This window comes from Paraburkholderia sp. GAS82, from assembly GCF_050436285.1.
Classification (GTDB): Bacteria; Pseudomonadota; Gammaproteobacteria; order Burkholderiales; family Burkholderiaceae; genus Paraburkholderia; species Paraburkholderia phenazinium_B.
The window spans coordinates 812,781-826,639 of the sequence record NZ_JBNDLX010000001.1 but is presented as its reverse complement, the minus strand read 5'-3'; the positions used below and the strand labels follow the sequence as shown (position 1 = coordinate 826,639).

The 13,859-nt window shown below is 62.3% G+C and carries 11 protein-coding genes; 3 read left to right on the top strand and 8 right to left on the bottom strand.

Annotation, left to right across the window (positions count from 1 at the left end; translation table 11 throughout):
* Positions 1 to 441: 441 nt before the first annotated feature.
* Positions 442 to 1,818, top strand: a complete 1,377-nt coding sequence (locus P3T17_RS03630) for a hypothetical protein (protein ID WP_429404756.1) — start codon at positions 442 to 444, stop codon at positions 1,816 to 1,818.
* A complete protein-coding gene (locus P3T17_RS03625; RefSeq protein ID WP_429404754.1) occupies positions 1,819 to 2,910 on the top strand; it encodes a phosphoserine transaminase in 1,092 nt (363 codons plus the stop codon).
* Positions 2,911 to 2,974: 64 nt separating this feature from the next.
* Here P3T17_RS03625 and P3T17_RS03620 read toward each other — a convergent pair whose 3' ends face one another.
* From P3T17_RS03620 to P3T17_RS03610, 3 genes are all read right to left on the bottom strand, one after another.
* Complete coding sequence (locus P3T17_RS03620; RefSeq protein WP_429287093.1) at positions 2,975 to 3,436, bottom strand: hypothetical protein; 462 nt, start codon at positions 3,434 to 3,436, stop codon at positions 2,975 to 2,977.
* Positions 3,437 to 3,512: 76 nt separating this feature from the next.
* Entirely contained in the window at positions 3,513 to 4,175 is a 663-nt protein-coding gene (locus tag P3T17_RS03615) for an HAD family hydrolase (protein ID WP_429404752.1), read from the bottom strand.
* A 165-nt stretch (positions 4,176 to 4,340) separates the two neighbouring features.
* Complete coding sequence (locus P3T17_RS03610; RefSeq protein WP_429404751.1) at positions 4,341 to 5,450, bottom strand: nitrilase-related carbon-nitrogen hydrolase; 1,110 nt, start codon at positions 5,448 to 5,450, stop codon at positions 4,341 to 4,343.
* 93 nt (positions 5,451 to 5,543) lie between these two features.
* On the opposite strand from P3T17_RS03610, the gene P3T17_RS03605 reads away from it, so the two are divergent.
* On the top strand, positions 5,544 to 6,422 hold the full coding sequence (locus P3T17_RS03605; protein WP_429404749.1) for a LysR family transcriptional regulator: 879 nt from the start codon (positions 5,544 to 5,546) through the stop codon (positions 6,420 to 6,422).
* Positions 6,423 to 6,484: 62 nt separating this feature from the next.
* Here the strand turns inward: P3T17_RS03605 and P3T17_RS03600 are convergent, their stop codons facing one another.
* The 5 genes from P3T17_RS03600 to P3T17_RS03580 all read right to left on the bottom strand — a co-directional run bounded on the left by P3T17_RS03600 (position 6,485) and on the right by P3T17_RS03580 (position 13,844).
* Positions 6,485 to 7,702 carry a PepSY-associated TM helix domain-containing protein gene (locus P3T17_RS03600; protein ID WP_429404747.1) on the bottom strand — a complete coding sequence of 406 codons (1,218 nt, stop codon included), beginning with the start codon at positions 7,700 to 7,702 and terminating at the stop codon, positions 6,485 to 6,487.
* A gap of 88 nt (positions 7,703 to 7,790) precedes the next feature.
* Positions 7,791 to 9,971 (bottom strand): TonB-dependent siderophore receptor, encoded by a 2,181-nt coding sequence (locus P3T17_RS03595; protein ID WP_429404746.1) that lies wholly within the window; start codon positions 9,969 to 9,971, stop codon positions 7,791 to 7,793.
* A gap of 288 nt (positions 9,972 to 10,259) precedes the next feature.
* Positions 10,260 to 11,018 (bottom strand): OmpW/AlkL family protein, encoded by a 759-nt coding sequence (locus P3T17_RS03590; RefSeq protein ID WP_429404744.1) that lies wholly within the window; start codon positions 11,016 to 11,018, stop codon positions 10,260 to 10,262.
* Between the two features lie 73 nt (positions 11,019 to 11,091).
* Entirely contained in the window at positions 11,092 to 12,882 is a 1,791-nt protein-coding gene (locus P3T17_RS03585) for an acyl-CoA dehydrogenase C-terminal domain-containing protein (protein WP_429404742.1), read from the bottom strand.
* Positions 12,883 to 12,896: 14 nt separating this feature from the next.
* Entirely contained in the window at positions 12,897 to 13,844 is a 948-nt protein-coding gene (locus tag P3T17_RS03580) for an electron transfer flavoprotein subunit alpha/FixB family protein (RefSeq protein WP_429404740.1), read from the bottom strand.
* Between the last annotated feature and the right edge of the window lie 15 nt (positions 13,845 to 13,859).

Genomic DNA, 13,859 nt, shown 5'->3' with positions numbered 1-13,859 from the left:
TCGAAGATTACGACTTGCTTTCGAATGACGGTATCCACGCCCATCCTTGTCATTCCATTCAGAGTTCTTATGCGCTTCACCCTGTTCAGTTCATCCCGTGCGATCCGTTCATTACATACCCTTCCCGACGCGATGCGCGCCGGATGGAATCCTATGGCAGTTGAGCGTTCGCAGCGCCGTCGAAACCGGTCGAGCCTATTGCGCGCCAGGTTAGCCGGCATCGTACTGGCCGTTTCGCTCTCGGGCTGCGGCGTCTTCTGCGGCGCTGGGGGCGGCAGCGGCGGCGGTTTCGCGGGTGCCTGCTCCACCGGAATGCGCTTCTGATCGTCTGCGTAAATTTCTGTAACGAGCGCGCGAACGGCTGTAATCTGGATCACTCGCGCGCCCTCTATCCTTCGGACGCGCAGTGGCGCATCGCCACGACGCTCATTTCGCAGGAATATGACCCGAGATCCAGAACATTCAGACGGCCACCCTGGTCCCCGTGCAGGTGCACTACTCGCAGATCCGGCACCTGCTTTCCCGCTCGATCCCGCTTCGCATCGCGCCCTCGCCGACGCCAGGCGCGCAGCCGGCGACGAGCTCGGCGCCGTCGCCCATCTGATCGCCGCCCACACGCTGGATGTCTACGCGAGCGGTTCTGCCGAGGCGAGCGCAGCGAATCTGTGCGACGTCGCCACCGGTTACTTCATGAAGGGCGATCTGGAGATCGCAGCAGCCTGGTACCAGCTTGTCCTGACGCTCGACCCGAACGTCGCGGTTGCCTGCCAGAATCTCGCCGCAATCCACGCTTCGGCTGGACACACGGCCGAGGCCGACGCGTATCGCGAACGCGCCTATCGGATGCAGCGCGTCTTCGTGGAAGAAGCGCCCGGTCAGGTGCGCCGGGTACTGGTGCTCTGCTCCGCGCGCGCCTCGGGCAACGTGCCGTTCGAGGGCTTGCTGCCGGGAGCGGTCAACTGCCGGATCAAGTACGCCATCGACTACGCCGCCGACTCGGAGGACAAACAGCTGCCGCCGTTCGATCTCGTGTTCAATGCCATCGGCGAAGCGGATATCGCAGCACCGCTCGCTGCGCGGCTCGAGCGCTTCACGTCTTGCGTCGCCCAGCCTCTGCTCAATCCGCCCGCGGCGATCGAGCGAACCGCTCGTAACCGAACCCCGACGTTGCTTGGCGGTCTGCCCGATGTGCAGATGGCAGCGTGCGCGCGTATCGACACCGCGCCATCTTCGGACGTCGCACTCGCCGGCCTGCTCGCAGATCACGGCATCGCACTGCCGGTGTTGGTCCGGCCCACCGCCACGCATGGCGGCGAAGGTCTGGTCCGCTGCAACGATCTCGCGACGCTGCAGGCGCGGCTTCACGAGAGTCAGGGCCCGCAATATCTGACCGCGTTTCGCGACACCCGCTCGGCCGACGGCTACTATCGCAAATACCGGATGATCTTCGTCGATCGCGAACCGTTCCCGTATCATCTGGCGATCTCACCGAACTGGATGGTCCACTACTTCTCCGCAGACATGGAAGGCCACGCGTGGAAGCTCGACGAAGAACGACGCTTCCTGCAGGACCCCTCCGCCGCATTGGGCCAACGCGCGCTACAAGCGATTGCGGAGATCGGCCGCCGGCTCGATCTCGACTACGGCGGCATCGACTTCACCTTGCTGCCCGGCGGCCAGGTGTTCGTCTTCGAGGCCAACGCGACAATGCTCGCCCACTATGAGCGCAGCACCGGCGCATTGGCCCACAAGAATCCCTTTGTCCAACATATCGTCGACGCATTCGAGCGGTTGATGAAGCGTCGCACGGCGGCCTGAATGAATAACGCAATGAATTTTTCCGGGGGGCCAGGCGCCCTGCCGGCCTCAGTCCTGCGCGAGACGCGCGATGCCATCGATGCGCTGCCGGAGACCGGTCTCTCGGTACTCGGCATGAGTCACCGCTCGGATTGGTTTCGCGGCGTGCTCGACGAAGCCGAGCGCAATCTACGCGCGCTGCTCAGCATCCCGGCGCACTATCACGTGCTGTTCATGCAAGGCGGCAGCAGCCTGCAATTCTCGATGTTGCCGATGAATTTCCTGCGCGCAAGCGGCCGCCACGCCGAGTACATCGTATCCGGTTACTGGAGCGCGAAGGCGCCGGTCGAAGCACGGCTCGAGGGCGATACGCGCGTGTTGTGGGATGGCCGCGCCGACGGCTATCGGCGCCTGCCTGCGGCCGAAGAACTGCAGCTCTCGCAAGACGCGGCCTACCTCCATTACGTGTCCAACGAGACCGTCGAAGGCCTCGAATTCACCGGCGCGCCAGGCTTGCCTGAAGTGCCGCTGGTGTGCGACATGTCATCCAACCTGCTGGCCGCGCCGATAGACATCGAGCGCTACGCGATGATCTATGCGCACGCGCAGAAGAACCTCGGGCCGGCTGGCGTCACGGTGGTGATCCTGCGCGACGAATTCGCCCAGCGTGCGATTACTGGCTTGCCCACCCTACTCGACTACCGCACGCATATCGCAGCGCGTTCGGTCTACAACACGCCGCCCGTCTTCGCGATCTACGTGCTGATGCTGGTGACGCGCTGGCTGCGCGACGAAGTCGGCGGCGTGGAGGCGATGGCCGCGATCAACCGCGCCAAAGCCCACGCGCTGTACGGTGCGCTCGACGCGGAGCCTGGGTTCTATCGCGTGCATGGAGAGCGGTCCTGCCGTTCGACGATGAATGTGGCGTTCCGCCTGCCCACGCCGGAGCTGGAGGCCCACTTCCTCGAAGCGGCGCGACGCGAAGGTTTTCACGGTCTCGAAGGTCACCGCTCGATCGGCGGCCTGCGCGCGTCGCTCTACAACGCCGTGTCGCTCGACGCGGTCACCGCGTTGTCGGAATGGCTCGGCGAGTTTCGCCGCCGCGAAGGTTAGGCGGTGAAGCGGGTTGCCGACAGCCATTCTGGAATGCCGACAACCCGTAACCTTCGTTCAGCTGTCAGTTAGCCGACGTATGTTGCTCGAGGTACAACGCGAAACCGTTCTGGGTCGTGGTGATCTTCTTGACGCATTCGTCGTAGTCCGAGCCCATCGCATGCTCTGGGCCGTACATGCCGCGGCATTGCGCATACAAGGTAATCGTCGCGCCGCTCCCCTTCGCCACGCGGGCGGCCGAATAGACCGCGTGACCCGAACTGCCCGGCACGTCGGACTCGATCGAGGTGGCATCCGCACGGATCACCGGCTCTTCCGAATGCTGCGTTACGTAGTTCTTCGTCAGTTGCCAGGCCTGATCGCATTGCGCCTGATCGCGACAGTTTATGGTGGCGTTGGTCTGCGCCGCATCGAGCCGGCGTTCCGAATGGGCGAAGTCGTTGTCGCGCGCCGCTTCTTTGTCGGCGGCGGACCCGCAGCCCGTCAAGGCGAGTGCAAGGAGAGCGACGGCAATGGTCGTTTTCACTGGTTGGATGTCCCGAGTCGAAGTCGACGAAGATTATAGACAAGTGCGGGACCCGGCCGCAGTTTTTGAGGATGCCTCAGGGCGCATGTTCCCGGAGCCGCGCGAGCAGGTCCGGCAATTCGCTCAAGCTGGAAATGGTGTGCCCGATGTTGAGGTCAGCCTGCGCGAACGATTGAATCACCGCCCACGGTCCGCGCCGCAGGAAGATACCTACCATCCCGGCGCGTACCGCGGGGATGACGTCGTTGTCCAACCGGTCGCCGACGTAGGCGATTTCGTGCGATGCCATGCCTTCGGCCGCCTCGATGATTTTGTCGAAAAACGCTTGTGACGGCTTCTCGACGCCCCACGTCTGCGACGATGCCACGATATCGGCAGGCACACCAAGCGAAGCTAGCGCGTCTTCGATGGCAGCCGGCTGATTCCCCGCAATGCCCACTCGCATCCCCCGAGCCTGCAGCTCTCTTAGACAAGGCACGGCGTCTGGATACAGATCAACCGCCTGAAGTGCGTAGGCTCGTCCCTCTGCCTGACGCTGCGCTTTCAGCGTGGCGAAATCGCAGCCCGGACGAACCAGTTGAAAGACCTCGCGGTGATGCTGTCCGCGATTGATCACGGCGCCCAAGGCCGCGAACAATGTCAGACGGGTGACGCCAAGGTAGTCGGCCCATTCGCCCCAATCGCGGGTCTCGTCGACCAAGGTCTCGCCGACATCGAAAAAGACTGCTTTCAGTGCCATGGGTATGTTGCTGCTGGAGGAACGAGGCTGACATAGTGGTGCATTCAGCGCTTGCTGTCGAGCGGATGCAAACCGTCCGCGGCTGGCAGCTATCCGGTTGCGGTGATACGGACTCCTTGCGGTGACGCGGGCATCACATAGGCTCACTTGGGCATGGCCGGTGTCTTACCGACGGCTGACCTGTGCAAAGCTCACCGCAATTGAGCCACGTGAGGTCATTCCGCGCGATTCGAAAACGGTTGTGTCACGATCCGCTCGCCCCAAAGGCGCATAAAGATCCGGCCGGCGCGCCCGTAGCCATTGCTGCCCTGCGCTCGTGGCAATCAGGCCTGGATCAACGTTAGCAGCGACGATGATGCCCTCCGCAGAGGTGTCGTTAATGCAGGCGTCGCTTACGCAGACGCTCTCGGTCAGAATGCGGCCGCAGGGATCGACGATCATCCCAGCTCCGGGTGCGAACTCGTTGTTACCCAGCTCAAGCCCATCGCAGAAGACGGCGAAGATGCCGTTATCCGCTGCCCGCGCGGGCAGCCAAGCACGTAACCAATCCGTCGCGTCGTGCCGTGCCCGCACACCTGCCTCACCTGCAACGTCATCAGTAGTCGTAGCGCTTGCGGTCCGATCACCAATCGCGCCGCCCGTGGCCCTCGCTGCACCCGCCTGCGCCCCGCGATGCCGCCATTGTTCCGCCGACACCGGCTGCAGGACGCGTCCCGCTCCGCGCTGCGCTGAGTAACTCCGGTGTGGCGCAACGAGCAGCGTAGCGCCCATCAGTGCGGTCATGCGCACGTTCTCGATCAGATAAGCATCGCCACCAATCAGGACTCCAACGCGAACACCCCACGCCGTATCGAAGACGGTGAAACGATCTCCGCTCACAATGCGTCGATGTTCGTATGCATGCAGCTTACGGTGGCAATGACGGACGCCACCGGGCAGGCACACCGCGTAACTATTGAACAGACGGCCATCCTGTGAGCGCTCGATGAAGCCCACGCCAGCAGCCACCCCTGTGCGCTCGACGGCATCTGCCACTGCGCCCATCATTGGCCCGTCGAGCGGTTCAGCGAGTGCTTCGAGTTCATCGCGATGCAACTTCGCGAGGCTGCCATAGCCCACAAGACAGGCCTCCGGAAACACGGCGAGGTCAACCTTGTCACGAGCCGCAAGCGCCAGCCACGCAGCGATCCGCGCGACGTTCTGCGCAGGCTCTCCGCGACGGGACCGCAATGGAATCGATGCAACGCGCAGCATGGGACTAGACGAGGATGACATCGCCACCACCTGAAAAGACAGAACGGTTCCATTGGACCGCCGGGCATTCGATAAGTAAAATGAATATTCCGATATGTTCGATTACTTTACAGAATGGAACTGAAACTGCTGCGCGCCTTTCTCACCGTGGCCGAACTGCGCCACTTCGGCCACGCCGCGGAGGTCCTGTGCGTGAGCCAACCGGCGCTTAGCAAACAGATCGTCGCGCTGGAAGACAGCCTTGGCGCACGGCTTTTCGAGCGCGGCCGGCACGGCGCCGAACTCACCACTTTCGGCGCCGGATTTCTACCCGACGCTCAGTCGCTCGTGCGCGATGCCGATGAGGTTCTCACCCGGGCGCGCGAATCGAGCAGCGGCACGCGCGGTTATTTGCGAGTCGGCCTCGGACTCTCGACCTTGACGCTCGCACCGCAACTGATTGCCGAATTCCGCCGGCAGTATCCGAAGGTCAGCGTCACATTGAACGATCTGTCGTCCGCGGAGCAAGGCAGACGGCTGCTTGCCGGCAAGCTGGACGTCGGCTTCCTGCGTTTGCCGGCAGACAGTGGCCTCGACGCCTTTCCGGTGCTGGACGAAGCGCTCGCGCTAGCGGTGCCGCAACACGCGCGCTGGAAACGCATCCCGGCCAATCTCGAGGAATTGAATGAGCAGGGGTTTATCGGCCTTGCGCGCGGCCGTGGCCCGGGACTCGCGGCGCAGATTGACCGCTGGTGCAGCGAGCATGGCTTCGTGCCGCGAGTGACCCAGCAGGCTGACGATATCCAGACCGTTCTTGCTGCGGTCGCGGCGGGAGTCGGCGCGGCGTTTCTACCCTCACGCACGCAATACCTGCTGCGCGATGCGCGTGTGCTGCCCCTACGCGGCACGGCAGCACAATGGCAGGTTGGCCTCGCGTGGCCGGCGGAACGGGATGATCCGGTAATGACGCGCTTCATTGAATTCGTGCGCGCGACCGTGAAGTACCGGGCTTGAAGCAGCAAAGCACGGCGCAACCGCGCACACTGCACACGACTAAAGCGATCCTTCCAAACGCGCTATCGCAGCACCGCCGGCCTGACCGTCTTCACCCGCTGCGAAGCACTGCGGCGAGCCATGAGCTTCTTGAACCAGATAACAAGGCCGGTCGCACTCAGCAACGCCACCATCACACCCATGAAGCTGACCAGAATGCGTCCCGGTAGTCCAAAGATGCGCCCCGAATGCAGTGAGAACTGCGCCTGCATAAAGGTATCGCCAGCGGTTCCACGACCCGGCACCGCCCCCCCGACTTCATGTCCAGTCCTCGCGTCCCAGTAGAGCCAGGCATTGCCGAGACTGCCGTCCGCATAATCACCGCCGGGTTTAAAATAGCCCACCCCGTACAGGTTGAGCGAAGCAATCTCAAACGTCGCACCGGGTTCGGCATTCAGCTTCATCCGGTGTCCGGCGGCGCTTGCCAGTTCGACAATACGCTCGCGACTCAGGGGCTTCGCGCTGGCCGGATGCGGTGCCAGCAGTTCGGGATTGGTTTCCGGTCCGGGTGTCAGTCTGGAAAAAATCGACACCACCGGACGCATGACGGGCCGTTCGAGATTCATCGAAATCGACGTCACCGCAATCACGCCCAGCAGACCCCACACCCATACCCCACCTGAGCGATGCAGGTCGAACACCAGCGCATAGCCGCCGCGGCGCACGCGAAATGCGAACGACTTGCGCCACGTCCTGAGGCTCGGAAACGCGAGCACCAACGCAATCACGCTATCGAACAGCCAGACAATGGCGACGACCCCCAGCAGCCATACGCCAATGGCAATCCCGCTACCGGTGATGGGTAAATAAAGTGTGTAGTGGAACTGATAAAGGAACGGCATCAGGTTGAGCCGCCTGAGCGACAACGCGCCCCAGTCGCGGCGGCCCTGAATGATCCCTGTCGCCGGATCCACCGCGATCTGATTGAAGCCCAGCGTATAGGGCTGACCCGTTGCGGGATCGGGCCGGCCCTCGACACGCATCAGAAGCGTTCGGCCGGGCACCACGCCCAGCGGCAGATAGGTCACATGCACGCGAGGGTCAGCGGCTTCGACACGATTCGCAAGTTCAAGCGACGACAACGCAGGCGCCGGGGAGCGCGCGTAGAAGAACCCGGGGTTCAACGCCGCATCGAGTTCCTGGTTCCATGCGATGACGGCTCCTGTAAGACCGGAGACGAACAGGAACAGCGCGGTGCCGATGCCGAACCAGCGGTGCAGGCGAACAAGTATCGGTCTCATAGACGTAACGTCGGATGCATGCGGGCGCCTTGCCGCCATGGCGCGGGCATCACCATGCCCACGCACTGCAAGGCGCCGGCCACCGCATCTAGAACTGCATCGTGGCGCTGGCCACCGCGGTACGCGTCGGCGACGGCGCAACGTAATAGCCCCACGCCGTGGTCCAGTAGCGGCGGTTGAGCAGGTTGTTGATCCCCGCGCGGAACGTCACGTCCTTGCCGGCGATCCGCGTTTCGTACTTGCCGCTCACGTCGTACGTGACGTACGACGGCACGAACTGCGTATTGGCTGCGTCGACGGCCATGCTGCCGACGTACTTGCCGCCGAACGCAAGCGTGAGCGGGCGCAGATACGACGGGTTGTATTCGATCCGGCCTGTCGCCGTGAAGCGCGGCGCGCCGTAGACGCGCTTGCCTTCGATACTCGGGTCGTCGATATCCACCGCCTTTGCGTCGAGCCACATCACGCCGCCGAGCACGCGCCACTCGTTCGTGAGTGCCAGCCAGCCGCTCGCATCGACACCGGTGTAGCGTTTCGTGCCGTCCTGCACGTAGACGTTCTCGCTGTTGGTGTAGTCGTAACCTTGATCGACACGGAACAGTGCTACATCGGCGCCCCATTTCTTGTGATCTGTCTTGAAGCCGACTTCATACTGCTTGCTGCGCAACGGCCCATACGTGGCGGGATAATTGACGTTGGTGTTCGACGACGAACCGCCCTGCTCCAGCGACTCGACATAGCTCGCATAAATTGTGGAGTACGGATCAGTTTTGAACATCAGCGCGACAGTCGGCGTGACCGGATTGGCGCTGTATTGCGATGACACCGCACTGCTCGGATCGTAGACGTTCTCGCGGAACTGCGTGTAGCGCAAACCGAGCAGCGCGGAAAAGCGCGAGGTGAACTGCACGGTGTCACTTGCATACAGCGCGGCCTGAGTCGTGCGCGACTGCCGGTAAAGATCCTCGCCGATCCCGACCTCGGCATTCGTCAGCAAGCTGCTGCTATACAGATTGCCCGTGCCGAGGCTATAGCCTTCGTTCCAGCCTGTGCTGTTGCTGTACTCGCTCGTCTGCGACTGGAAGCCCGCACCGATGACGACATCGTGTTTGATGCTGCCGGTGTCGAACTGGCCCTGCACCATCGCATCGACGTTCTGGTAGAAGTAGCGCGTCATCGCCGCATAAAGCGTGTTCGAATAGTCGCCGGCGGCATCGGTCACGTACAGCAGGCTATCGGAGTTGGTACGGTTCTCCTTGGCGAAGCGATACTTCAGGCTCGCATGCCAGTTCCCGGAGAGACGATAGTCGAGGCCCGTACCAAACGAAGCCATCTCCGTCTCGTAGTAGTTCTGCGGCTGCGTGAGGTCGTGCGTGATCGTGCTGGCGTCGGGAATGCCGAGCCCCGAGCCGAACATCAGGCCGAACAGCGTGCCGTTGGTTTTGCGCTTCTGATAGAACGCGTCGGCGCTCCACGTCAGATCCGGGGTGATACGGAAGTCGAACGCGAGCGACGCCACCTGACGGCGCACATGACCATTCGCCTCGGCGGTGTTGCCGTCCTCGTTCACCAGGTTCAGGCGGTAACCGAAGCGGTCGTCGTTGCCAAAGCGGCCGCCCAGATCGACCTTCTCGCTGAACACGCCGGCCGACTCATAGCCGACCGAAATGCTGCGATACGGCTCGTCGGTCGGCCGCTTCAATACGTAGTTGACGATCCCGCCCGGCGAGCCGAAGCCATACATGAACCCTGACAGACCTTTGAGCAGTTGCACCTGTTCGAACGGTTCGAGCGAAAGATCCGTGTCCCAGGACGGAAAGCTCTGGCCGTCCACCTTGATGCCGTTGAGCGTGTCGATCGGCAAACCGCGCACGGTGAACATCGAGTTTTCGCTGATCCGGTTGCTGCTGCTGACCGATGTGGCCGGATCGTACGCGAACAGGTCGTTCGCTGTCGTTGCCATCAGGTCCTCAGCCTCTTCGCTCGTCACGACGTGGGTAGAGAACGGCGTGTCCACCTGTTTGCGCGTGCCCAGCGCGCCGGCGCTGACGCTGTCGGATTGCGTGGCCGGGTCGACCGCGGCGGTCACGGTGACGGCGGGCAGCGTCGTGACAGCGTCCGACGCGGCGACGGTTTGCGCCCAACCGGGCGTCGACAGCGTGGAAAGCGAAAGGCCGGCGCTCGCCAACAGCGCGGCGCTGAGAAGCGACGTGGTACGGGTCGAGCCGCGGACAAACGCCAGATGGCTGGCAGTGGACAGGTTCTGCATGTTCTATTGGTCGAGCGCAGGCGCAGGCCGACGCCCATGCAGCATGACTGCGCGGGACGCAAGCGCCTGTAGCGGGTGGTTGTTAAGCGGAAACAAAAATCTAAAACGCGAATGATAATGCGAGTTATTCTCATCTGCAAGAAAAATCTTGCAGAGAGCTTTCGGAGGGTGTGATGGGAATGCCTAAAGGCAAAGGGAAGCCGGGAGGGAGGCCTGGAAAGCTGGGGGGTGCATCTTGATGTGTCTCGAAGGCCACGCAGCGCGGCCCCCATCTAGCACATCGAGTCCTTAGAACCGGTATCCCAGCCCCAGAAAAACGATCACCGGATCCGCCGTGATGCGCGTCTTGTTGGACAACACCGTCTGACCATTGGCGGCCACGGCACTGACCGTCGCGTTCGTCTTCAGAAACAGATACGTCACCGACGCAGTCGCGTACCAGTTCTTGCTGATGTTGTAAGACGCGCCCACATCGAACGCAGGGTTCCACGACGGACTGAGCGAAGCCTTGACCTGTCCGCCCGGCCCGGCAATCTGCTGCAACGCGCCGCTGAATGTCGAATTGAGATTGGTGTGCGAGTACCAGGTATAGTTTCCGCCGACGCCGACAAACGGACGCAGCTTCGTCTGCGCGTCGAAGAAGTAGTACTTGAGGAACAGGATAGGCGCCCACGACCGGGTGGTGGCGAGCGGCGCCAGATTCCCCAGATTGAGGGATGGGCCGCCGGCGCCGAACGGCGCGGCGTTGCCTTGCGCATAGAGCTGGAGCTTGGGCGGAATACCCGTCGCAAGGTCGAATGCAATATTGTCGGTGATGAAATAAGTGGTCGAGAGTTCTAGCGTGAATGTGTTATGTATCTGACCACCCGTCCCCGACGATGTGAAGTTGCCGAAAGCCGAACTGCTCTGCAACGGTGTGGCGGAAGACGGACCAAAGTCGAGCCACGCCCCGCCTACGCTAGTAATGAGGCTTCCGGCGCTTTGCGCCATCGCGCCGGAACATATCGCGCTCGAGATTAACGCAGCACATGCGATTTTTTTAAGCATATCTCCTCCATTTTATTTCGGATTACATATCAATTGTTTTACACAAAGATTTTCGCCACCGTCCAGTCGTCGCTCAGAACTGCTCGATCGGGAGACTAGTCCCGCTCGACGAACCGCTGCGAATCGCCTCCAGAAGCGCATTCGCTTTGGGCAAGACCTTGTCGGCGTAGTAGCGCGCGGTGGCGAGCTTGGCACGATGGAAGTCCGGGTCTTCGTTTGCAGTGCCTTTCCGCGAAGCAACAAGTGCTGCGCGCCCCATCTGCCATCCGCCACACACGTAGCCGGTGAGCATCAGATAGTCGACGGAACTGGCCAGCGCTGCATCGGGTTCACTCGCCAATGCTTGCAGCATCCAGGCGGTGGCACTCTCGAGCGCGTCTACACCGGTCGCAAGCACAGGGCCGATGGATGCCACTTGCGTATCCTTGCTGTGCGCGAGTTCCGCCACGGCCTGACGCATCTCCGCAATCAGGGCAGCCATCGCCGCACCGCCATCCGAGGCAAGTTTGCGGCCTGCCAGGTCGGCGGCCTGAATGCCTGTCGTGCCTTCGTAGATCGGCGCGATTCGTGCGTCACGCAGGAACTGGCATGCGCCCGTCTCTTCGATGTAACCCATCCCGCCATGCACCTGCACACCCATCGACGCAATCTCGACGCCCAACTCCGTACACCACGCCTTGAGCACCGGAATCAGAAGATCGACACGCGCCTGGCGACCGGCACGCTCACCGGCGTCGGGGTCCCGATGCGCACGGTCCATATCCGCGGCCATCACATACGCGAAAGCGCGCATCGCTTCGATCTGCGACTTCATCGTCAGCAACATGCGCTGCACGTCAGGGTGATGAACGATGGCGACCGCACCACCCGATTTGCTGCTCGCGAGCCGTCCCTGCACACGTTCCTTCGCGTATTCGCGGGCCTGCTGATAAGCGCGCTCCGCGATCGCGAGTCCCTGGATGCCCACCTTCTGGCGCGCTTCGTTCATCATCGTGAACATATGCGCGAGACCTTTGTTCTCCTGTCCTACCAGATAGCCGATCGCCCCTCCCTGGTCGCCGAAGCTCATTACGCAGGTCGGACTCGCGTGAATGCCGAGCTTGTGTTCGAGAGAGACGCAGTGCGCGTCGTTGCGCTGGCCGCTCGAGCCATCGGCATTCAGCAGGAACTTGGGTACGACAAACAGCGATATGCCGCGCACACCCTCAGGCGCATCCGGCGTGCGTGCGAGGACGAGATGAATGACGTTATCCGTCATGTCGTGATCGCCCCACGTGATAAAAATCTTCTGACCGTAGAGACGATAGTGATCGCCATCTGGCACGGCCTTCGTGCGTACCGCAGCGAGATCCGAGCCCGCCTGCGGCTCGGTCAGATTCATGGTGCCCGTCCACTCACCGCTGATGAGCTTCGGCAAATAGTGTCCCTTAAGCTCTTCCGAGCCGTGCTGCCTTAGCGCCTCGGTAGCGCCCGCAGTCAACAAAGGACACAGCGCAAACGCCATATTCGACGAATTCCACATCTCGACAGTCGCCGCATGCAGCAACTCAGGCAGCCCCTGACCGCCGAACTCCGGGTCGCCGGAGAGCCCGCTCCAGCCACCTTCGGCAAACTGCCGGTAGGCCTTTGCGAAGCCGTCCGCAGCAACGACGCCGTCCTTCGACAGTTGCGCGCCCTGCTCGTCGCCGGACCTGTTAAGCGGTGCCAGCACTTCGGTCGCGAGCTTCGCCGCCTCGTCGAGCACAGCCTCGGCCAGTTCGGGACTCACGTCCTCGAAGCCCGGCAGCGAAGACAATTCGCCGAGACCGGCCAGTTCCGTCATAACGAAGCGCATGTCGCGCAGCGGTGCAAGATAGATGCTCATCATCGTCTCCAGAGTCAGTTTTGTTGCAGCTTGTCCAGCTCACCGGACAACTCCGGCAATACCTTGAAAAGATCGCCGACGATCCAGTAGTCGGCGACCTGAAAAATCGGCGCCTCTTCGTCCTTGTTGATCGCGACGATCACCTTCGAGTCCTTCATGCCGGCCAGATGCTGGATCGCCCCCGAGATGCCGACAGCGATATAGAGTTGCGGCGCGATGACCTTGCCGGTCTGGCCCACCTGATAGTCGTTCGGCACAAAACCGGCATCCACTGCGGCGCGCGACGCGCCGACCGCCGCGCCCAGCTTGTTGGCGATGTCCTCCAGCAGTGCGAAGTTTTCGCCGGAGCCCATACCCCGGCCGCCCGAAATCACCCTCTGCGCCGCAGTCAGTTCAGGACGCTCGGAGCGGGTCAGTTGCTGGCTCACGAAACGCGAACCGGCAACCTCGCCAGCTGGTGCGAGCGATTCGATTACCGCCGTACCGTCTTCGGCAGGCGCCGCCGCAAAGGCGGTCGTGCGTACGGTGATGACCTTGATGCGGTCCGCGCTTCGCACGGTAGCCAGGACGTTGCCGGCGTAGATGGGACGCACGAATACGTCGGCGGATTCGACCGCAACGATGTCTGAGATTTGTGCAACGTCTAGCAGTGCGGCCACGCGCGGCATCGCGTTCTTCGCGGTGGTCGTGGCGGGCGCCAGCACGTGGCTGTAATCAGGCGCTATCGTCGCGATCAGAGTGGCCAGATTCTCGGCCAGCGGATGCGCGTAGTGCGGCGCGTCGGCGACCCGCACGCGCTTCACGCCGGCGATGCGTGCAGCCTGTTCGGCTACGCTCGTGCATTGCGATCCGGCGACGAGCAAATCGATCTCCTCGCCAAGACGCGCAGCAGCGGTGACGGTGTTCAAGGTCGCCGCCTTCAGCGTCTGATTGTCGTGTTCTGCAAGAACGAGTATGGACATGATTCCCTCTTCCGT